Annotated in this window: 14 protein-coding genes and 2 tRNA genes; 12 read left to right on the top strand and 4 right to left on the bottom strand. The window is 37.3% G+C overall.

Annotated elements, in window-relative coordinates:
- Positions 1-96 precede the first annotated feature (96 nt).
- From VH441_RS01110 to VH441_RS01070, 9 genes are all read left to right on the top strand, one after another.
- On the top strand, positions 97-1107 hold the full coding sequence (locus VH441_RS01110) for a polyprenyl synthetase family protein (RefSeq protein WP_434353650.1): 1011 nt from the start codon (positions 97-99) through the stop codon (positions 1105-1107).
- 273 nt (positions 1108-1380) lie between these two features.
- Positions 1381-2853 (top strand): efflux RND transporter periplasmic adaptor subunit, encoded by a 1473-nt coding sequence (locus tag VH441_RS01105; protein WP_434353649.1) that lies wholly within the window; start codon positions 1381-1383, stop codon positions 2851-2853.
- Between the two features lie 28 nt (positions 2854-2881).
- Positions 2882-6103 (top strand): efflux RND transporter permease subunit, encoded by a 3222-nt coding sequence (locus VH441_RS01100; RefSeq protein WP_434353648.1) that lies wholly within the window; start codon positions 2882-2884, stop codon positions 6101-6103.
- A gap of 81 nt (positions 6104-6184) precedes the next feature.
- Positions 6185-7837 (top strand): efflux transporter outer membrane subunit, encoded by a 1653-nt coding sequence (locus VH441_RS01095; RefSeq protein ID WP_434353647.1) that lies wholly within the window; start codon positions 6185-6187, stop codon positions 7835-7837.
- Positions 7838-8339: 502 nt separating this feature from the next.
- On the top strand, positions 8340-11537 hold the full coding sequence (locus VH441_RS01090; RefSeq protein ID WP_434353646.1) for a capsular polysaccharide export protein, LipB/KpsS family: 3198 nt from the start codon (positions 8340-8342) through the stop codon (positions 11535-11537).
- A gap of 68 nt (positions 11538-11605) precedes the next feature.
- Positions 11606-12574 (top strand): KpsF/GutQ family sugar-phosphate isomerase, encoded by a 969-nt coding sequence (locus VH441_RS01085; protein ID WP_434353645.1) that lies wholly within the window; start codon positions 11606-11608, stop codon positions 12572-12574.
- Positions 12575-12602: 28 nt separating this feature from the next.
- Positions 12603-13442, top strand: coding sequence for a 3-deoxy-8-phosphooctulonate synthase (gene kdsA / locus VH441_RS01080; RefSeq protein ID WP_434353644.1), 840 nt, complete (start codon positions 12603-12605; stop codon positions 13440-13442).
- Positions 13443-13458: 16 nt separating this feature from the next.
- Positions 13459-14739, top strand: coding sequence for a 3-deoxy-manno-octulosonate cytidylyltransferase (gene kdsB, locus VH441_RS01075; RefSeq protein WP_434353643.1), 1281 nt, complete (start codon positions 13459-13461; stop codon positions 14737-14739).
- 46 nt (positions 14740-14785) lie between these two features.
- Entirely contained in the window at positions 14786-15496 is a 711-nt protein-coding gene (locus VH441_RS01070) for a TolC family protein (RefSeq protein WP_434354332.1), read from the top strand.
- A 174-nt stretch (positions 15497-15670) separates the two neighbouring features.
- Here VH441_RS01070 and VH441_RS01065 read toward each other — a convergent pair.
- Positions 15671-15747: transfer RNA gene (locus VH441_RS01065), tRNA-Asp, on the bottom strand.
- Between the two features lie 29 nt (positions 15748-15776).
- Positions 15777-15852, bottom strand: a tRNA-Val gene (locus VH441_RS01060).
- A gap of 689 nt (positions 15853-16541) precedes the next feature.
- Here VH441_RS01060 and VH441_RS01055 point away from each other — a divergent pair.
- On the top strand, positions 16542-18086 hold the full coding sequence (locus VH441_RS01055; protein WP_434353642.1) for an aminotransferase class I/II-fold pyridoxal phosphate-dependent enzyme: 1545 nt from the start codon (positions 16542-16544) through the stop codon (positions 18084-18086).
- 139 nt (positions 18087-18225) lie between these two features.
- Here VH441_RS01055 and VH441_RS01050 read toward each other — a convergent pair whose 3' ends face one another.
- On the bottom strand, positions 18226-19965 hold the full coding sequence (locus VH441_RS01050; RefSeq protein ID WP_434353641.1) for a glutamine--tRNA ligase/YqeY domain fusion protein: 1740 nt from the start codon (positions 19963-19965) through the stop codon (positions 18226-18228).
- Positions 19966-20368: 403 nt separating this feature from the next.
- Between VH441_RS01050 and VH441_RS01045 the strand changes: the two genes are divergently transcribed.
- Both VH441_RS01045 and VH441_RS01040 read left to right on the top strand, forming a co-directional pair.
- On the top strand, positions 20369-20872 hold the full coding sequence (locus VH441_RS01045) for a peptidylprolyl isomerase (protein WP_434353640.1): 504 nt from the start codon (positions 20369-20371) through the stop codon (positions 20870-20872).
- Between the two features lie 8 nt (positions 20873-20880).
- Positions 20881-21732, top strand: coding sequence for a UDP-2,3-diacylglucosamine diphosphatase (locus VH441_RS01040; protein ID WP_434353639.1), 852 nt, complete (start codon positions 20881-20883; stop codon positions 21730-21732).
- Between the two features lie 53 nt (positions 21733-21785).
- Here VH441_RS01040 and VH441_RS01035 read toward each other — a convergent pair whose 3' ends face one another.
- Positions 21786-22655: a 1-aminocyclopropane-1-carboxylate deaminase/D-cysteine desulfhydrase gene (locus VH441_RS01035; RefSeq protein ID WP_434353638.1), complete on the bottom strand. Its 870-nt coding sequence runs from the start codon at positions 22653-22655 to the stop codon at positions 21786-21788.
- Positions 22656-22759 lie beyond the last annotated feature (104 nt).

Genomic DNA, 22759 nt, shown 5'->3' with positions numbered 1-22759 from the left:
TTAAAATATGTATGGATTTTTGTTAACTATCATTCTCAGGTTGTGCTAAGATATTTGCCATAAAATTAATTTAAAGATATCCCCTCAGAGCGACTCATGACATTATCTGTAAGTTCACAAAATAACACCATCAACTATCAAGATATATTAAATATTGTTGCCGAAGACTTTGCTATTATGGATAAGCAAGTTTTTGGTAGCCTAAACTCAAAAGTTCAACTGGTGATGAGCGTATCACAACATGTGATTAACGCAGGTGGCAAGCGTATGCGCCCTTTAATTACACTGCTTTGCTCACGCATGCTAGATGACCAACCCTCAAAACGTGCCATGCATCTAGCTGCCATTACCGAAATGCTGCATACGGCAACGTTAGTACATGATGATGTGGTAGATGAGTCTGGCTTACGTCGTGGCAAACCCACAGCCAATGCCACTTGGGATAATCCAACCGCTGTGTTAGTTGGTGATTATTTGATTGCACGCTCGTTTAATCTGTTGGTTGATTTTAAAGACCTCACTTTATTAGAAATCTTTTCTGCTGGTACTTGTGACATTGCAGAAGGCGAAGTTTTACAACTACAGCATCAACACGATCCCCATGCAACCGAAGAAGATTACATGCGCATTATTGATGGAAAAACCTCGCGCCTGTTTATGATGGCAACCCAAGGGGCTGCCTTACTACAAAATAAACCTGATTTATTGCCAGCTTTATCAAGATTTGGGCAACACTTTGGTAATGCTTTTCAAATAATTGATGATGTCTTAGATTATAGCGGCGACGCCAAAGTTATGGGCAAGAACATGGGAGATGACTTAGCTGAGGGGAAGCCTACCCTGCCTACTATCAAAGCATTAGAGCTTTTAAAACAAGATAATCAAAAAGATTATGACCTACTACGAGTGGCAGTACAAACTGGTAATGCAGATAATGCCGACCAATTAATTAAGATTGTACAAGATTCGGGGGCATTAGCCTATTGCCAACAACGTGCATTAGAAGAAACCAAACTTGCCCAGCAAGCATTAAATGAGCTACCTAACAATATATATAGAGAAGGGTTGCAACAATTAACTGAGTTAGCAATTTCTCGTTTAGTATAGTTATTGAGTCTTTTTTTAATAGAGATGTGTTTACACAGCAACAAGCAACTATATTGATAAAGCTCCACAACCGTGGAGTTTTTTTGTAACCATGCCTCAATTATGGTTCGTTTCATTTGGTCTTTTAAAAAAAAGTCATTGATAATATTAGGTTGTAAAGCAAAAGTAAAAACATTAGAATTAATCGAATAAATATTCATTTTACATTTTTAAAACAAGAATTACCTTTTTAAATCAAATTTACCAACATTTAAAGTACAAAGGATTCATTAGATGAAGCTTTCCTCTATCTCTTTAGTATTATCAGCAGCGTTAAGCGTTGAAATGCTGACAGCATGTAGCCAAGGGCAAAATGAACAGGCAGCAGCTCAACAAGAAATGCCTCTTGCCGTTGTTAATATCATGCCAGTGCAGTTTCAGAGTATACCGCAATTTAAAACCTTTTCGGGTAGAACCGTTGCTTTTGAAAGTTCAGAAGTACGCCCTCAGGCAACAGGTATTATTGAAGAAATCTTATTTAGAGAAGGCTCTCCCGTTAAAAAAGGGCAAGCTTTATATCGTATCAATGCAGACAACTATACCAATGCAATAGAAAGCGGAAAGTCTGCCATCGCACAAGCCAATGCCAGCTTAACAACAGCTAAAGCGTCACGTACCAGTGCACAAGCTTCTCTACTTAGCCAAAAAGCATTACTAGAACAAGCGCAATCAAACTATAACCGATATACCCAGCTTTTAAGTCAAGATGCTGTATCGGCGCAACTGGTAGATCAAGCAAAAACAGAAATTAAAACCGCACAAGCTGGTGTAAAAGCGGCAGAAGCTGCCATCGCACAAGCCAATGCAGGCATAGAAACCGCAACCGCAAACATTACAGCAGCTAAAGCAACTATGTCAATAAGCCAATTAAATGCAAGCCGAACCATTATTACCGCACCAATTTCTGGCATTACAGGCAGCTCAAACTTTACAGTTGGTACACTCGTCAATGCAAGCCAAGCAAATCCTTTAGTGACGATTACTAAAACAAATCCAATTTATGTTGATATCAATCAGTCATCATCTCAAATGTTACAGTTACGTCAAGACATTGCTTCAGGCAAAGCAAAACAGGGCATAAACTCAGTAGAACTGATGTTAGAAAATGGTTCAAGTTATGAGCAAAAGGGTCAGTTAGCACTGCGTGAAGTGAACGTTAATGCATCAACTGGTTCGGTTACTTTGCGTGCCGTGTTCCCTAATAATGGTTTACTAATGCCTGGGATGTTTGTTACTGCACGCATGGCGCAGTCAGTTATCCCTAATGCCGTTTTACTTCCTCAAAGTGCCATTATGCGAACACCAAAAGGCGAAACACAGGTTTATATTGTAGATGATGAAAATACGATTAAAGTACGCCCTGTAACCGTAGATGGTGCATATAAAGGCAATTGGGTTATCACCAGTGGTTTGAGACAAGGTGAAAATGTGGTTGCCATTGGTGGCGCTAAAGTTAAGCCAGAACAAAAAGTAAACGCTAAACCAATGCCAAATAAAGATGATCACGTAAGTCAAAAGCCCAATAAAAATAGCCAAGCCGAATCAACACAACAAAAAGTAATTGATGACGCCCCTGTAAAAGCAAAAGAAAAACCACAAGCAGAGGCTCAAGCGCAAACGCCAAAAACACCTCAACAGGCAGCTGATGAGCAAGCTCAAAAAGAAGCGGCAGCAATGGCTGATCAAGTAGATGACAGCCAAAACTAATCCATACAAAGTAGGAAAATAAAATACCATGTCACGTTTTTTTATTAATCGCCCTATCTTTGCATGGGTGTTAGCCATCTTAGCTATTATTATTGGTACATTGGCAGTTTTACGCATGCCAATCGAGCAATATCCACGTATTGCGCCACCAACCGTTACTGTAAATGCGGTGTATCCAGGCGCTGATGCTAAAACAGTTGAAAACTCGGTAACTCAGGCAATTGAACAACAGATGAAGGGGCTGGATAACTTGATGTATATGTCATCAAGTAGCTCATCAAATGGTTTATCAAAAACAACTCTAACATTTAATAACGGTACAAACCCTGATACTGCACAGGTTCAAGTACAAAATAAATTGCAATCTGCAATGAGTAGTTTGCCAGAGTCTGTACAGCGTCAGGGCGTTAATGTAGAAAAGGCTTCTGGTAGTTTTATGATGGTTTATGCTTTCACTTCAGAAGATGGAAGCATGGCAGAAGCCGATATTGGTGACTATGTTAGCTCAAATGTATTAGATCAAATTAGCCGTGTAGAAGGCGTTGGTAGCGTCCAACTGTTTGGATCATCGTATTCTATGCGCATTTGGCTAAACCCGAATAAACTGCGTAGCTATGGCTTGATGCCATCAGATATTTATGGTGCTATTAAAGCGCAAAATGCACAAGTTTCTGCTGGTCAATTAGGTCAGTCTCCTGCTGCAACAGATGAACAAGTTATTAACGCAACCGTTAGTGTACAAAGCTATTTACAAACGCCAGATGAGTTTCGTAACATTTTAGTTAAAACTGCAGAAGATGGCTCACAAGTGCGTCTGGGCGATGTTGCAAGGGTAGAGATTGGTAGCGAAAATTACAGTAGCGTCTCTAAATACAACGGTAAGATTGCTGCAGGTATTGGTATTAACCTAGCAACAGGGGCAAATGCATTAAACACACGCACAGCAGTAGAAGAGCGTATGAAAGAGTTAGAGGCTAACTTCCCGACAGGACTAAAAGCATCTATTCCTTATGATACAACGCCATTTGTTGTACTATCCATTGAAGAAGTTATCAAAACATTACTTGAAGCCATTGCTTTGGTATTTTTAGTAATGTTCTTATTTTTACAAAATTGGCGTGCCACTATTATCCCAACACTTGCTGTACCTGTGGTGATATTAGGCACTTTTGCTGTGCTAAGTGTGGCAGGCTTTAGTGTTAATGTGCTTACCATGTTTGCAATGGTACTTGCCATTGGTTTATTGGTTGATGATGCCATTGTTGTGGTAGAAAACGTCGAACGTATTTTAGAAGAAGACCCTCACATCAGTGTCAAAGATGCCACCATTCAGTCCATGGGAGAAATTAGCAAGGTTGTTATCGGTATTGCTTTAATCTTATCTGCTGTATTTGTACCTATGGCATTTATGAGTGGTTCAACTGGTGTTATCTTCCGCCAGTTTTCATTAACACTTGTGACTAGTATGATGCTATCAGCAGCGGTTGCATTAATATTTACACCCGCATTATGTGTCACCCTACTCAAGCGTGGTAAAAATCATGAAAAACATGATCAAGAAGCACAAAAAGGCTTTTTTGGATGGTTTAACCGTGGGTTTACTAAATTAAGTCTAGGTTATGAAAAATTCGTAGGTAAAAGCTTTAACTTAAAGTGGTTGTACCTATTTTTATATGCAGCAGTAATTGCTGTCATGACGTTTATGTTTATTCGTATACCCTCTTCATTCTTACCAAAGGAAGACCAAGGGATTGTATTTACACTAGTACAGCTGCCGGCAGGTTCTACGCTTGAACAAACTGAAAAAGTTATGGATAAAGTTCAAGACTATTATCAACAAAATGAAGATGCCAATGTAGATTCTGTTTATGCCATATCTGGTTTTAGTTTTGCTGGTCAAGGTCAAAACATGGGGCTTGCTTTTATTAAACTTGCAGACTGGGAGCACCGTGTTGGTTTAGATAACTCTGCAGAAGCCGTAGCAAAACGCGCTATGGGTTATTTTATGACCCAAGTGAATGAGGCTAATGTTTTTGCTATTGTCCCACCACCAATTATGGAGCTTGGCAATGCATCAGGTTTTGATTTAATGCTTCAAGACCGTGGCAATGTTGGGCATGACAAATTATTAGAAGCACGCAATATGTTAATTGGCATGTCTTTTCAGGATCCTAACATTGCCTACTCTCGTGCTAATGGTATTGAAGATGCGCCTGAACTAAAAATTAATGTGAACCAAGAGCAAGCCTCCGTTTACGGCTTATCACTTGCTAATATTAATAACGTTATATCTATGGCATGGGGTTCTGCCTATGTTAACGACTTTATCGACCGTGGTCGTATTAAAAAAGTATATATGCAAGGTGAAGCGAACAGCCGTACAAACCCTGAAGATATCAATAAATGGTATGTTCGTAACGGCAATGGAGAAATGATCCCTATGGGTGCTTTTTCTAACACAGAATGGCGCTATGGATCACCAAAACTTGATCGTTACAATAGTTACCCAGCTATGAACATTCAGGGCGAGGCAGCGCCAGGTATAAGCTCTGGCCAGGCAATGACAGCAATGAAAAATATGATTTCTCAATTACCAAACGGTATTGGTTTTGAATGGACGGGTCAATCATTAGAAGAGCAAAAATCTGGCGCACAAGCACCCATACTTTATGCGATTTCTTTAATAATTGTCTTTTTATGTTTGGCAGCTTTATACGAAAGTTGGTCGATACCATTTGCCGTTATACTTGTTGTGCCATTAGGCGTGATTGGTGCTTTATTATTTACTGGCCTTCGAGGGTTTAGTAATGATGTATACTTACAGGTGGGCTTATTAACCATTATTGGTTTATCCACCAAAAATGCAATTTTGATTATTGAGTTTGCTAAAGAATATCAAGAGGCAGGCTATAGCTTAAAAGAGTCTGTAATGACAGCAGCTAGGCAACGGTTACGACCAATTATCATGACATCATTAGCATTTGGTATTGGTGTTGTTCCGCTTTTTTTATCAACAGGGGCAGGTTCTGGCTCGCAAACTGCTATTGGTACCAGCGTCTTGGGCGGTGTTATCAGTGCAACATTATTAGGTGTGTTGTTTATCCCTATGTTCTATATTTGGGTACGCTCAATTTTTCCGTACAAAAAAAACAATCGTGTTAATAAAAACACCAATGACTCAGACGGTACAAATTTACCCAACCAAAATAAACAAACTGCTAAAATAGCAAGTAATAATACGCAATTATAAAAACAGCAATAAATCTAACAAAACTCTTTGAGCATTTATTAAAGTTAGCCAATGCTTAAAAAGTTGTAAAGAGAGTACAATATGAATACTGTAATCATCAAAACTATCAGTCCAACGGCTGCTATCAAACCACTTGTTGTAGCCACTGCTGTCCTTAGTTTAACAGCATGCTCGACCTTAACAAAAACGTTTGAAAATCGCATTCCACCTAGTCAGCAACCTAATCAAGTTTTAGCAGAACCCAATCTGCCAATTAACCAACCTTATCAGCTCACTGCGATGGATAACAAAACCGTGAGTCAGGCAAATCAGCCTAGTGTCGCCGCAGAACGTTGGCAAGATTACTATAGTGATCCAAAGTTAAAAGCGCTTATTTCAATCGCTTTACAAAACAATAAGGATTTAGAATCCGCCATTTTGGCCGTAAAATCTGCCGAAGCACAGTATCAAATTACTCAAATTTCAAATATACCTCGTGCCAATATTACTGGTGGTGCAAATCGCTTAGCAACAAATGCAAGGGATAAAAACTCATCATCTGCCTTTAATGTAAACCTTGGCATGGCAAACTATGAGTTTGATTTTTGGGGTAAAATTGCCAATTTAAAAGATCAAGCTTTACAAACTTATTTAGGTACAACAGCAGCGAAAGATGCTGCCCAAATTAGCCTTATTAGCACCATTGCACAAACCTATGTAAACTATAGCTATGCCCTAGCACAATTACAATTGGCAGAGTCTACCGTTAATAGCCGTCAAAAGTCATTACAAATTACAAAAGCTCGCTTTAATGCGGGGATAGACTCTAAAGCACCTTCGCTACAAGCAGAGTCACTACTACAAAATGCCAAACTAGCAGCTTACAATGCGCAAACCAGCCTACTGCAATTGCGTAATGCCATGCAATACTTGATTGGCTCACCTGTGCCAGAAAACTTATACCCTGCCCCACACGTTAGCAACATCACCAATCACAAAGTATTTAGTGCTGGGTTACCAAGTGAGCTTTTATACTATAGACCAGATGTACTGCAAGCTGAATACAAACTAAAAGCCGCTGGGGCAAATATCGCCGTAGCCCGTGCAAATTATTTTCCTTCAATCAGCTTAACTGGGCGTATGGGCTATTCTAGCACCAACCTAAAACAGCTATTTAAAACATCTGCATTTGGTTGGTCTTTTGGGCCATCTATCAGTGTTCCTTTGTTTGATGCAGGTCAGCTAGATGCAAATTATCAAGTTGCACAAATTGCACGCAAACAAGCCTTAACAGGCTATGAAAAAAGTATTCAAGCCGCTTTTAAAGAAGTTGCAGATGTTTTGGCAGCACGTGCAACATTAGAAGAACGTTTAGAAACACAGTATAGATTGCAAGATAACTTTCAACAGATGTATACCATTGCGGATGCTCGTTATAAAGCAGGTTTAGACAGTTATTTATCAGTTTTAGATGCACAACGCTCAGAGTTTAGTAGCCAACAGAGTATTTTAAATCTTGAAAAAGCGAAGGCAATGAGCCAAGTTCAATTGTACCAAGCGTTAGGTGGTGGGGTAACAATCGATACGCCGGTGACACTCACTGTACCCAATCATAAGAAGCCAGTTGCCTTTATCGCACCTAAAACCCCCTATTATACCAGTGATAAAAAGCCAATAGAAAACCATGGTAATCCAGCACGCTTATCAAGCACTGCCAAGGTTGGCACCGTCGAGCAAGTCAATCAACTAAAATAACAATATATTTTAGCTGTCTATTGACTTGTTAGCTGATACTAAAAAAGAACGTTTATAACGTTCTTTTTTATTTTCTAGTAGAAAAAATAGTTGTTTTTTGACCAAAAAAAACCTCACATAAGAAAGAAAATTTGTATTAATACGACTTAATCATAATATCCTATTGATAGTATTAATCATACTTTACTATTCATTCTTTAATTTCATAATTCGTCAATTCATAAATTTATTTTCAACAAAAGCTAACACAAACGTTTGACTCAACAGCAAGTAGTAATTGTAGAAGGTAGCTTCAACCAAGCAGTACAAAGCCCTAAGTCTCACTATTTAAATATTATCATACCTAAACTATACAAGAGTTTGTTATTGCAAATAATTTCTCTTGCTAACTCAATAGTAGTTTTTTTATTTTAGTCATAAATATTTCATATATTATTAACAATAGCGTCATATTTACAATGTTTAATAGATAGATAGTGTTAATTAATGAGATATAATTTATATGCAATTACCTATTCGTCGATTTAGTAAAAAATTCCTACAAGTAACGTCAGCTAAAAGTAAAAGTTCATATCTAACTGTTAAAAAAAAGGGTGCTTTAGGTTTATTAGAAGATGTTGAATCATTTCGACAATCTATTAACCATGATATTACAAAAGTAAATAAAATAATAAAAGATATAAACGTTACAAAACCCATAGCATTTGTTTTTAATGTTTCCCAATGGAAACGAGAATATGTAAGACAGTTTTTACCCGAATATAGGTTAATCTACCTGTCACTAAATGCTGATTTAAATCGATATAATAAAGTCATTAACTTTTTGCCCAAAGTTTGTTTTATCATGTGGGGCAGAAAAGTCCCCCAAAATATTTCTGCTTACGCTATAGAAAACAATATCAATATCTACCATATAGAAGATGGTTTTATTCGTTCTGTTGGGTTAGGGGCAGATAAAGTTGCACCTGTATCTTTATGCCTTGATAAAACTGGATTTTACTACGACTCTTCTCTTCCATCTGATTTAGAAAACATATTAAATCATTATAGTTTTGATGCCGATTATGAGCTTATGAAACAAGCAGAAGAAGCAATTAACTTTATTAAGAAAAATAAAATTAATAAGTACAACCATACACAAAATAATATTGCAGAAAGTTTATATGGTAAAAAAACTAGAAAAAGAATCTTAGTTCTAGGGCAAGTAGAAGACGATCAGTCTGTTTTATTTGGTTGCCAAGAAATTATTACCAATTTAGAGCTAATTAAAATCGCAATTCGTGAAAACCCTAACGCACAAGTTATCTTCAAACCACACCCCGATGTACTTAAAGGCAAAAGAAAAGAAATTTCTGATTCTTTAAATACAGATATAGATGTTGAAGTTTATCATACTAATATGTCTATGTTTGATGCATTAACCGGTGTAGATAGGGTCTATACAATCACTTCTTTAGGTGGCTTTGAATCATTAATAAATGGTGTGCCAGTTACAACTCTGGGTGCTCCTTTTTATTCTGGTTGGGGATTAACAGATGATAGACAACATGTAGATAGAAGGCAAAGGGAATTAAGTTTATTAGAGGTTTTTGCTGCAGCTTATATTTTATATCCAAGATACCGTATTAATGACACCAAGAGAAAATCGAATCTAAATGATTCATTAGTTTACTTAGATGGCATTATTAGGCAAAACCAAAACCTTGAGTTATTTGATAGCCAACAAACCCGAAAAATTTATAATTTAGCTACCACTCACCCGTTAGACTTACTGTATCATAAAAAATCAAGTAGCAAAAAACTAGCTGTTATTTCTGATAGTAGTGACGCCATGGAGTTTGCTTGTGATCTTACTAATCACAATACAAAAAAAGTAGATATTTTTTATCACGACACAATAACGCCTGTATCAAATGAGGTTGTTGTCCCATTTGAGTATCTTAATTCAATCAATCTTTATTCATTTGAAGATAATTCAGCATTAGATTGGTTTAGTCAGTTAAATAAGACAACACCAGACCTACAGACCATTTCAAACACCATACTACACACTTTAAAGTCATATGTGTCTGAACAATTGATTCCCGACACTTACCTTAGAATAATAGCTAAAGGTATAGAACAAGAGATATTATTCTTATATCAAATTTATAATACGGCTAAAAGCATCATAGAAGAATACGATACAATTTTTATCTATGCCGATGACCTCTCTTCTATACAAGACTTATTTTACTGTTTATGTCATCATGCCAACGTTTTAGATTTTGAAGGTAAAATTAATATTGCACTAAAAAATCAGAAGCTGAGCAGAGATGTTGCCCGAAAAGGCATAAAACCAAAATTAAAAACAGATTTAACTCAGCCATTTGATATACCAGAAGAAAAACGTTTATTTGCTAAATTCTGGTACGATATAACCTTGAACCAACCAACCCAACCCTCTTACAATCAAGAAGGCATTGTTGTTTGCTTATCGCCAGATGATGCATCAATCACGTTAGTTAAAAGACTACTTAGTCAAAGTCCATTGTTCAGTACAAATGCTACATTACTTTTAAATGAAGAGGTAATTAACGATCAAAAAAATGAGTATGATCTACTAAAATCTGAATTACCTGATAATTGTGATATTTTAAATCAACAAATCAATGATTCAAAGTATTCATATTCCTCCTACTATGCGTACCGTCCTCAATTCATTAAATATTTTTCAACAATACTTTTGTCAGATTTGAATAAAAAGCTTCCAAAAGCACTGATTCAAATACTTGAAAAAAACATTATCAAATATAGCAAAGATATATTTCATATTTTTTTTACATTAGCAAGTTTTAAACATTTATTACAAAACAACAAAAAAGTTGTTTTTATAGATCATGAATCAACTACTGCTCAACTACTATATAAAGTTAGTCACGATACAGGTAATAACTCATCAATTATTCAGTCTTCTAAAGAAAATAATCTGTCAAATTTATTAAGCATTGAGCTACCACCTTCTATTGCTTGGATTGATAATAACGAAAAATCACGATACAGGTTAACTGGACTTAAGCAAATGACTACAGGTATCTCCCCTACTAATAATATGATTTCACATCATACTAATAAAGTCAGTGATATGAAGAAAAAAACAGTCATGTTACTAACTCATGGGTTATCGCGGACTATTGTGCTGACTATCGCCAAAAGCATTAACAAGGTAATTAAAGAATTAGGAGGGTCAGTTGTTATAAATATAGATTACAAGTTCAAGCATGACTTCATAAACCGTCTTAAACAATGTTTTGATCAAACCATTGATGTAAAGTTTGTTGGTAGTAAAAAGTCGGATGAGAAATTTTTATTTAGTTCTACTATCATCCTGGGAATGTGTACAAACCAACTATATCAATCTAGTGTTTTAGACTCAACAAGTACCGTATGTCTTATACCAACAGACGAAGATAAGAAACAATTAAAAAACTTATCATTATTTTGCGATGATCTAAATCAAATAGAAAATTATCTTGAAGATTTAATCATAGAAGGACCTAACTACAAAATGCTAGAGATAAATAAAGCTGTCTTCTTAAAAGAAAATATTTTATATGTGCAATCAGATATCGACACATCAATGCAGGAATTTGTAAGTCATATGTTTATCAAGGTAGATGAGAAGCATTTTAGTACAAATAATATTTTTATGGAAACTTAGTATAAAAGTTGTATATAAAAATCAAATCCTATTAAAAGTTATTTATTAGCATAAGTAGAAGTCGTGTAATGAATATTAAGAAAAGTAGTTACTTAGAAAGTGCCCTTCGTACAATTAAAATTGAAAAAAAAGCATTAACTCTAATGCAAATGGAGTTAGATGAAAGATTTATCTTTGCATGCGATACTATTTTAAATTGTAAAGGTCGATTAATTGTTACTGGTATGGGCAAGTCAGGATTGGTAGGCAGAAAAATTGCAGCAACGATGGCATCAACGGGAACACCAGCCTTTTTTGTACACCCAGCAGAAGCAGGACACGGTGATTTAGGCATGATTGTGCAAGGCGATGTTGTATTAGCTATTTCTAATTCGGGTAATAGTGATGAAATTAACTTATTATTGCCCGTTATTAAAAAACTGGATATTCCATTAATCAGTATTACTAAAAATTTATTAGGGCGCTTATCTAAAGAGGCTGATATTGCCTTAACCTTAGGCGCGTTTGAAGAGGCTTGTCCAATGGGGTTGGCACCCACCTCAAGTACTACAGCTACTATGGTACTTGGTGATACATTGGCTGTTGCATTACTTGAGGCAAGAGGCTTTAAGTCGGAAGACTTTGCATTATCTCATCCAGCAGGCTCATTAGGTAAAAAGTTACTTACGACTGTTGCCGATTTAATGAAAACATCGGATGATGTTCCTTTAGTTGACGGAACAACGAGTATTTTGGACTCTTTATTTGAGATTACGGCAAAACGTTTAGGTATGACGGTTGTTTTTGACTCAGGTACTTATGGCGTATTAACTGATGGTGATGTACGTCGGTTAATTTCATCAAGACATGATATGGAAGCACCAATTTCAAGCGTTATGAAGACTCAACCCATGTCTACTACAGAAAATACGATGGCTGTAGAGGCACTCAATGTTATGCGAGAGAAAAAAGTCAATCAATTATTGGTTATGGATGATGAAGGAAATCTTGTTGGGGTTATGGCATTAAGAGATTTGATGCAAGCAGGCATTAGCTAATAAAATTTTATAAAAGAGGAAAATGATTATGAAAATTACAGAAAGTATTCAGGTAGGCAATGAGCTACCATTTGTTTTGTTTGGAGGAATTAACGTTTTAGAATCACGTGACTTAGCTATGCAGGCATGTGAAGCTTATGTGAATATAACAAACAAACTCGATATACCTTATGTATTTAAGGCAAGTTTTGATAAAGCGAATCGCTCCTCTATCCACTCATTTCGTGGTCCAGGTTTAGACGAAGGGTTAAAAATATTTCAAGAAATTAAGGACACCTTTAATGTACCGGTAATTACTGATGTACATGAACCTTCACAGTGTGAGCCAGCTGCTGAAGTTATAGATATATTACAGCTACCTGCATTTTTGGCGCGTCAAACCGATTTAGTAAAGTCCCTAGCAGAAACTGGTAAACCTGTAAATATTAAAAAGCCACAGTTTTTAAGTCCAGAGCAAATGAAAAACATTATTAATAAATTTAATGAAATGGGTAATGCTAAGTTGATGCTATGTGAGCGTGGTACCTGCCATGGTTATGATAACCTTGTGGTTGATATATTAGGTCTTGGTGTGATGAAACGTATTAGTAACAATTTACCTATTATTTTTGATGTAACACATGCACTACAAACTCGTAATTCAGGTAGTGAGGCATCAGGTGGTAGACGTGACCAGATTGTTGAGCTTGCACGAGCCGGTATGGGCACTGGTTTAGCTGGTTTGTTTTTAGAAGCCCACCCAGACCCATCTGAGGCTAAATGTGATGGTCCAAGTGCATTACCCCTAGATAAACTTGAACCATTTTTAGCACAAATGAAGGATATTGATGAACTAATTAAGTCTTTGCCAACGTTAGATATACAATAATTAAAAAGGTTTCTATATGAATTCTGTTGCAATTATCATTCCAGCACGCTTTGCGTCCTCTCGCTTTCCAGGTAAGCCATTAGCAGATATTTTAGGCAAACCTATGATTCAGCATGTTTATGAAAAGGCTTTGCAGGTTCCTAATGCCCAAGTAGTGGTCGCAACTGATGATAAAAGAGTTTTTAATGCTGTACAGAACTTTGGTGGTACTGTCGTCATGACAGACACAGCCCACACTTCTGGAACCGATAGACTAGTTGAAGTAATGACGAAAGTTGATGCTGACTTATATATTAATTTACAAGGAGATGAGCCTTTAGTAAGACCATCTGATCTTAATATGTTAATCAGAAAGATGTCAGAAAATCCTAGCATTGGCGTTAGTACAATGTGTCATCATATTTCAGCTACGGAAGCAAAAAACCCTAATACAGTAAAGGTAGTCACGTCAAGCTCTAACCGTGCTTGTTATTTCAGCCGTTCTCCTATCCCTTATCCACGTGATGAATCCATATCAGTTAAGTATAAACAACATGTCGGCGTGTATGCTTATCGTAAATCTATCTTAGCAGAATATCAATCTTTGCATAGCTCTAGAATCGAAGATATTGAAAAATTAGAACAACTTAGACTATTAAATAGTGATGTTTCTATTTATGTTTTTGATGTTGCAAAAACAGGACCAGGTGTTGACACCCCAGAAGATTTAGAAAAAGTTATTTCTATCATAGAAGGCAAGGAACAACAACAAAGTAAAATTATTACATTTGCTGACGTTGATTTGGTTATCACTGATATTGATGGTGTACTAACTGATGGGGGACTTTATTATGACGAAAATGGTGAAGCCTTAAAACGTTTTCATGTTCGTGATGGTCTAGGAATTAAATTACTACAGGAGTCTGGTATTAAAGTTGCTGTATTGTCGGGTAGAGACTCTAAGCCGCTCAGAAAACGTATTGCAGACTTAGGAATTGAAATTTTTGCTCTTGGTATTAAAGATAAAGAAACCGCTTGTAAAGAAATAATAGCAAAAGCAAATACTATTAAAGCAAATACTGTTTATATTGGTGATGATAGCATAGACTTACCTGCATTTGATAATTGTGGTATTTCTGTTGCAGTTGCTGATTCTCCAAGTTACATTAAAGAAAAGGCAGATGTAATACTAGATACTAAGGGGGGATTTGGTGCATTTCGTGAGCTTTCTGATCAAATTTTAATTGAACAGAAAAAAGGAAGTTTGCTAGGTAATTCGGCAGATTTTTTACGTGTTCATGCTTGTATGGCGCAATAGATAAGTATCCCATCCAATACCTTATACAAACTAAGCATAATATAGTATTTCTAATTTCAACGAATACAAACTAAAAGCCGCTGGGGCAAATATCGCCGTAGCCCGTGCAAATTATTTTCCTTCAATCAGCTTAACTGGGCGTATGGGCTATTCTAGCACCAACCTAAAACAGCTATTTAAAACATCTGCATTTGGTTGGTCTTTTGGGCCATCTATCAGTGTTCCTTTGTTTGATGCAGGTCAGCTAGATGCAAATTATCAAGTTGCACAAATTGCACGCAAACAAGCCTTAACAGGCTATGAAAAAAGTATTCAAGCCGCTTTTAAAGAAGTTGCAGATGTTTTGGCAGCACGTGCAACATTAGAAGAACGTTTAGAAACACAGTATAGATTGCAAGATAACTTTCAACAGATGTATACCATTGCGGATGCTCGTTATAAAGCAGGTTTAGACAGTTATTTATCAGTTTTAGATGCACAACGCTCAGAGTTTAGTAGCCAACAGAGTATTTTAAATCTTGAAAAAGCGAAGGCAATGAGCCAAGTTCAATTGTACCAAGTGTTAGGTGGTGGGGTAACAATCGATACGCCGGTGACACTCACTGTACCCAATCATAAGAAGCCAGTTGCCTTTATCGCACCTAAAACCCCCTATTATACCAGTGATAAAAAGCCAATAGAAAACCATGGTAATCCAGCACGCTTATCAAGCACTGCCAAGGTTGGCACCGTCGAGCAAGTCAATCAACTAAAATAACAATATATTTTAGCTGTCTATTGACTTGTTAGCTGATACTAAAAAAGAACGTTTATAGCGTTCTTTTTTATTTTCGAGAAATTAACATATATATCTAAACAAAAAAAACCTCACATCAGGGGGGATGTGAGGTGAAACTTGTATAATAAGTTGTACTTATGTTGCCATAAATAATGGCGCAGCGGACGGGACTCGAACCCGCGACCCCCGGCGTGACAGGCCGGTATTCTAACCAACTGAACTACCGCTGCGTGTCTGGTAGTATTTACATACTTTAATTTGGTGGGTGATGACGGATTCGAACCGCCGACATTCTGCGTGTAAGGCAGACGCTCTACCAACTGAGCTAATCACCCTCAACAAAACAGCACTTAATTAATAATGCCTTATCTCGTTGTGTGCAGCGTATTATATAGATTTTATTATTTGTGTCAATTATTTTTTTAACTTTTTTATAAAATTTATAAGATAAATATTCATCCATTGTCATCACTCTGTAATTTTACTTTATTATAGTAGCCCATGTAGCCAAGATAACGTATGAGATGGCGTTATCATAGCTACAGAGGATCTTAGTTTTATAAGCTTTTACAAGGATTATAAAACTCAGGTCGTAATAATAAAAAAAGATAATAATAATTAAAACTATCAGGTAACGACTGCAAATAAGGCACTTTCGAGTGCCTTTTTATTTGTTGGCTATTTTATGTTTATTTACCATGTTATTAAACTGGCAGTAAAACAATAGATTTTCATTATTGCCGTTTATATGTCTTTTTTACACTATTTTCAAACTCATGCCATAATTAATCTAGCAAAAATCCGCCATTTTATATTTCACAATTTGTCTTTATTTTAATATCCAAATCTACTTCTTGGCTTTACTCACAGCAAGCAAATCAAAATACATACCGAGTCAACAAATCATGATACAACTACCCTAACTAAAAAATGTAAGTTTTTCTTGCAATTTTTTGTAAAAAATATTGAGTTAATGGCTTTAATGCAATAAAATCTTGCATATATTGTTTTTATGAGAAAACGCATGAATAATTCTAAAGATAGCAACCGATTAGCACAAGCAAAGCGTCTAATTGAGCTACGTAAAGCAAAAGGGCTAACAGCCGAGCAACTTGCAACAAAAATGACACAAGCAGGGGCTAAAGTAAGCCGTGGTGCAATTTCTAATTGGGAGCGAGGCACCAATGGTATTGTGGCATCTAAATTACCCACCCTTGCAAAAATTTTAGATTGCAGCGTTGATTATCTACTCCATGGTTATCAAACAACTGACAACAAAATCAATCACCACACACACAACATACTTACAAATGAGGCGAAAACTATGCCCACTGTTAAACCACTTAATAAATCTGAAAAACTACAAAATGTTTGCTATGACATCCGTGGTCCTTTACTTAAAACTGCCACCAAAATGGAAGCTGAGGGGCATCGTATCATTAAGCTCAATGTTGGCAACCCTGCCCCATTCCGCTTAAATGCTCCACAAGAAATTTTGCAAGATGTTGCATTAAACTTGCACCACGCAACTGGGTATTCTGATTCACAAGGCATTTTTTCAGCACGCAAGGCAGTGCTTCAGTATTATCAGTCTAAAGGGTTACGTTCTGCCGTTAATGTCCGTGATGTTTATCTTGGTAATGGCGTGTCCGAACTAATCGTCATGACCATGCAAGCCATGCTCAATGATGGCGATGAAGTACTCATCCCAATGCCCGACTACCCACTTTGGACGGCAGCAACCAATCTTGCAGGCGGTACGGCAGTACACTACCGCTGTAATGAAGAGGATAACTGGCAACCAGATATTGAGGACATCAAAGCAAAAATTACCGACAAAACTAAAGGTATTGTGGTTATTAACCCAAATAACCCAACGGGTGCCTTATACTCAAAAGAAATACTGCTACAAATTGTTAAACTGGCAAAAGAGCACAACTTAGTACTGATGGCGGATGAAATATATGACCGTGTACTTTATGATGATACCGTACATACACCAATGTGTACCCTAACAGATGATGTATTGGTACTCACTTATAATGGTTTGTCTAAGTCACACCGTATTGCTGGATTCCGTGCTGGTTGGATGATGCTATCTGGCAAAAAAGACCATGCAGCCGACTTTATTGAAGGCTTAACCATTTTAGCATCGATGCGTTTATGCGCCAATGTACCCGCTCAGCATACCATCCAAACCGCATTGGGTGGTTACCAAAGTATGAAGGAATTAACCCATGAGGGTGGTCGTTTATACAAACAAAGAGAAATCGCTGTCAGCCGCCTTAACGCAATTAAAGGCATTAGTTGTACCATGCCACAAGGGGCGTTTTATTGTTTCCCTAAAATTGATTTAGATGTTTACCCCATTACCAATGACTCTGAGTTTATGATGGACTTATTGATAGAAGAAAAAGTACTCATTGTCCAAGGTACAGGTTTTAACTGGGATAAGCCTGACCACTTTAGGGTTGTGTTCTTACCAAACTTACTTGAGTTAGAAGATGCCATGGACAGATTAGAGCGATTCTTTGCTCGTAAACGTAAAGAGTTTGGTACCGACTCTTAGTGATGTAGTAATAATCTGTTCATAACATGACTCAGACCCAAGCTATTTATTAGCAAACAATAAAAACCCAGTTCAACATGAACTGGGTTTTGTTAATTTATTCAAGAATAAAAGTGCTAACTTGTAAACATCAATTTGATTAAGCAGGTTTGAAACTGTCTCTTAAGCTTACAATCTGGTTAAACACAGGCTTTTCGATTGTGTGTTCAACACTGTCAGCAATAAAGTAGCTTTCACGTTCGAACTGGAATCGACTACCTGCCTCAACATTCGCAAGCGATGGTTCAACCACTGCTTCTAACACTGTTAGTGAATTTGGATTCAAGACTTCATGAACATCGTCTGCACTGCCTGGATTTTCATCATTAAACAGCTGTTCATACAAACGCACGGTTGCAGTTATACCTTGAGAAGCCGACACCCAATGGATAACGCCTTTTACTTTACGCCCTTCTGGATTATTGCCCAATGTTGTTGGGTCTATGGTAGCTTTTAGTTCGACCACCTCACCGGCATCATCTAAAACATGCTCAGTTACGGCTAGGCAATAGGTATTACGCAAGCGAATTTCAGACTTTTCTGGCGATAGACGTTTGTAACCTTTTGGTGGTTCTAGCTCATAGTCGCTTTGGTCAATGTAGATTTCTTTGGTAAACGGAATTTCACGCTCGCCCATATCCACATTAGGATGTTTTGGTTGAGTTAGCCATAGGGTATTATTAGCGTCATCAAAACGAGCATTGACAGATTCGGCTTTTAACGATTCCCACTGTGCCACTGCTTCTTCAAAGTTAGTAATGGTGACTTTAAGTGGACGAAGCACTGCCATACCACGAGCGGTAATACTTTCGAGCGATTGACGAATGCTAAATTCTAATAAACGGAAGTCAACGACCCCATCCGCCTTTGATAGCCCAACACGGTCACAGAAATCACGAATACCTTCTGGCGTATAACCACGGCGACGCATACCAGCGATGGTTGGCATACGTGGATCGTCCCAACCGCTGACAATATTTTCATCAACCAGTACTTTTAGCTTACGTTTACTGGTCAAGGTATTGTTAATGTTCAAACGGCTAAACTCATACTGATGCGGACGAGGGCTAAAGCCGATTTTATCAATTGCCCAATCATAAAACGGACGGTGGTCTTCAAACTCTAGCGTACAAAGTGAATGCGAAATATTTTCGATGGCATCAGATAATGGATGAGCATAGTCATACATAGGATAGACACACCATTTATCGCCTGTTTGGTGATGTACTTCATGCATCACTCGATAAATAACAGGGTCACGCATATTCATATTGGGGTGACTCATGTCAATCTTGGCACGCAGTACCGCCTCGCCTTCTTTATATTTGCCAGCGGTCATGTCTTCAAAATGCTTAAGGTTGTCTGCTACGCTGGTATCACGTTGTGGTGATGGTGTGCCAACTTCTTTAAACGACCCACGGTTCTCACGGATTTCTTCTAAAGTCTGAAAATCTACATACGCATCGCCCTGCTCAATAAGCTGTATTGCCCAAGCGTGTAGTTGGTCAAAATAGCTAGAGGTATAACGAGGCTCACCCTCCCATTGGTAGCCTAACCATGCGACATCTTGTTTGATGCTATCAACATAGTCTTGCTTTTCGGCAGTTGGGTTGGTGTCATCAAAGCGTAAGTTACAAACGCCAGCAAACTCCTCAGCAATTCCAAAACTGGTGCAAATTGCCTTAGCATGCCCAACGTGCAAAAAACCATTAGGCTCTGGTGGAAAGCGAGTGTGAATCTGTGGGTATTTATTCTCGGCGATGTCTTCACGAATAATGGCACGGATAAAATCGTGCTTTTCTTCATTAGTTTCAGTTGTTTTAGCGTTATTATCGCTCATGTATTCTTCCTAGCTTTTAGAAAATAAAGATGATTAATTAAAACAAATATAATTAATGTGTATGGTAACAAATTTGCTACTATGATGGGGATTGAATTTTCAAAATCCATGCGTTTTGCTATCAATAAATTAAAGATGTTAATAAATATGTATAAGGTTAAGCGCTCCAACTGTATCCATAATAATATTTAAGCTTACAAATAATTAATTCAATAAAACTGTTTGCCTAATAAAACAAAAAAGCAAATGTAAAATAAGAAAAAATTGCTAAGATAAGCTTTAACAACATGAAATGGTTATAAGATGATTTATATAAAACAAGCATGCTGACCTTGAAATTCTCATTACTTAAACCCATAAACGAAACACACATTTTTATTTACTCTTTTTAAGGAACTAATTTATGCCAGTTGTACAACTAGAAACTAGCAAAGGTAACATCACCCTAGAGCTAAACAGCGAAAAAGCACCAAAAACCGTAGAAAACTTTTTAAACTACGTAAAATCTGGTCACTATGACGGTACTATCTTCCACCGTGTGATTGATGGCTTTATGGTACAAGGCGGTGGCATGGACACCAACATGAACGAAAAACCAACCAATGCCCCTGTAGAAAACGAAGCGGACAACGGTTTAAGCAACGATACTGGCACAATTGCCATGGCACGTACGCAAGACCCACATTCAGCAACTGGTCAATTTTTTATTAACGTTGCAAACAATAGCTTTTTAAACCACACTGGCAAAAACCCAATGGGTTGGGGCTATGCTGTATTTGGTAAAGTAACCGAAGGCATGGACGTTGTCGAAGCGATTAAAGGTGTGGCAACTGGCAACCACGGCTTCCATCAAGATGTACCAAAAGAAGCCATTGTTATTAACACTGCTACTATCATGAGTGAATAGTCTCGCTTATGACAAATGCCTACTTTCGCAATTTTAATCACTTATTAACAACACAGCCGCAAGATATTGTTGAGCTGTTTGTGAGTGATTTACATTTGAGCGAAGATGAGCCTGCCCTTGTGCAGGCTTTTTTGGCATTTTTACAAGACACCATTGCCCTACCCAATCTTAAAAAACTTTATATTTTGGGTGATTGGTTTGATGCTTGGATTGGTGACGATGCTTACCTTACGCTCGATACAAACCAAAAAGCAGTTCACTGGATTACCCCTATTATCAGCCAATTAAATAAGTTGCATCAAAATGGCTGTCAAATTTTTGTTATGCAGGGCAATCGTGATTTTTTGTTAAAACAACCCTTTTGCGATGCCTTTTTTGCCACTTTAATTAACGAACCTACCTTAATCAGCATTGGTCATCAAAAAACCAGGCTTGAACATGGTGATGCTCTATGCACCGATGACAAACGCTATCAAAGTTTTCGTAAGTTTGCCCGCAATCGATTTGTGCAATGGTGGCTACTAAAAAAACCCTTGCAAAAACGTTTGCAAATTGCAGAAAAACTACGCAAACAAAGCAAAAAAGAAAACGCCCATAAATCAAATGAGATTATGGACGTAAATCAAAAACAAGTTAGCAAACAAATGCGCAATGTTGATTTGCTAATCCACGGTCATACGCACCGACCTGCCATACATAAACTGAGTCATAACCAAACCCGCTATGTACTTGGCGATTGGAGAATCAAGAAACCAAAATCCAGCTATCAAACCGTTGAAGCCGTTATCGGTGCAGTTTATACAAACCATGATTCAACCCCAGTTTTTGAGTTATGCGAATATAGCCACAAAACCAAATAAATGTTTAAAGTTGGCAACACCTTATTTTTTTAAATTGATACTCTAAAATTAAGTTAGTATTCAAACGCTTGCAAACCACCAGTATGGATAAACAAAATACGTTTACTTTTAAACTCACCTTGTTTAAGTAGCTGCTGTAAGCGGTACATGGCTTTGCCTGTGTAAATTGGCTCTAACGGTATGCTGGCTTGCTGTTTTATACCCTCTATAAACGCCAAAAGCTCGTCGTTATATTTACCATAACCGCCAAACACATCATCTTTATAGAGTTGCCAGTTATGGTAGTTATTAGATATTAGCTTGTTAATGTCATCAGCTTGATAATCACTGTTTAATGCAGAAAAACCAATCACTTGCTGGTTTGAATTATCAGAAATGCAAGTGTTCATAATACCTGCAATAGTGCCACCTGTGCCTACCGCCAATACGATGACATCAAAATTTTGCGTATCTTCCTTGCTTAAAATCTCGCTACAGCCTTTTACTGCAAGCTGATTTGTGCCCCCTTCTGGGATTATATAAGCATTAGGGTATTGTACTTTAAGCTGTGCCAAAAATTCACTGGTGTGTTTATTACGGTAATCACTTCGGCTAATAAACTCAAGCTTCATACCCAAACTTTGTGCCGTTTGCAGCGTAGGGTTAAGCGACTTACTTGCCAGCTCCTGCCCTCTAATAATACCAATGCTATCAAAGCCATAAGCGTTGCAAGCGTGGGCAACGGCAAATATGTGGTTAGAATACGCCCCGCCAAAACTAAGTATTTGGTTAAACCCTTGCTGTTTTGCCTGCATTAAATTGTACTTTAGCTTATAAAACTTATTGCCAGAAATAGTGGTATGCACCCTATCCACCCGTTTTACCGTGATGGTCGTGTTTGCAAGCGTGAAGGTTTGGTAAGGTATTGGATTAGGTTTAAACATCTGTTTATGTGTATTTAAGAATAAAATATGGATAGCTTGATAAGCATGCACAAAAAAGCCCATCGTATGACAGGCTATTTTATCAAATCTATTTAATTAAAACT

The sequence above is a fragment of the Psychrobacter sp. HD31 genome (assembly GCF_051097895.1).
In the GTDB taxonomy this organism is placed as follows: Bacteria; Pseudomonadota; Gammaproteobacteria; order Pseudomonadales; family Moraxellaceae; genus Psychrobacter.
Note: the sequence above shows the minus strand (reverse complement) of the source record. Positions and strands in the feature narration are given on the sequence as shown.

Coding starts and splice junctions, on each gene's coding strand:
- VH441_RS01095 (WP_434353647.1), top strand. CDS start 6,185: ATGAATACTGTAATCATCAAAACTATCAGTCCAACGGCTGCTATCAAA.
- VH441_RS01035 (WP_434353638.1), bottom strand. CDS start 22,655: ATGTTTAAACCTAATCCAATACCTTACCAAACCTTCACGCTTGCAAAC.
- kdsA (WP_434353644.1), top strand. CDS start 12,603: ATGAAAATTACAGAAAGTATTCAGGTAGGCAATGAGCTACCATTTGTT.
- VH441_RS01085 (WP_434353645.1), top strand. CDS start 11,606: ATGAATATTAAGAAAAGTAGTTACTTAGAAAGTGCCCTTCGTACAATT.
- VH441_RS01050 (WP_434353641.1), bottom strand. CDS start 19,965: ATGAGCGATAATAACGCTAAAACAACTGAAACTAATGAAGAAAAGCAC.
- VH441_RS01045 (WP_434353640.1), top strand. CDS start 20,369: ATGCCAGTTGTACAACTAGAAACTAGCAAAGGTAACATCACCCTAGAG.
- VH441_RS01105 (WP_434353649.1), top strand. CDS start 1,381: ATGAAGCTTTCCTCTATCTCTTTAGTATTATCAGCAGCGTTAAGCGTT.
- VH441_RS01040 (WP_434353639.1), top strand. CDS start 20,881: ATGACAAATGCCTACTTTCGCAATTTTAATCACTTATTAACAACACAG.
- VH441_RS01090 (WP_434353646.1), top strand. CDS start 8,340: ATGCAATTACCTATTCGTCGATTTAGTAAAAAATTCCTACAAGTAACG.
- VH441_RS01110 (WP_434353650.1), top strand. CDS start 97: ATGACATTATCTGTAAGTTCACAAAATAACACCATCAACTATCAAGAT.
- kdsB (WP_434353643.1), top strand. CDS start 13,459: ATGAATTCTGTTGCAATTATCATTCCAGCACGCTTTGCGTCCTCTCGC.
- VH441_RS01055 (WP_434353642.1), top strand. CDS start 16,542: ATGAATAATTCTAAAGATAGCAACCGATTAGCACAAGCAAAGCGTCTA.
- VH441_RS01100 (WP_434353648.1), top strand. CDS start 2,882: ATGTCACGTTTTTTTATTAATCGCCCTATCTTTGCATGGGTGTTAGCC.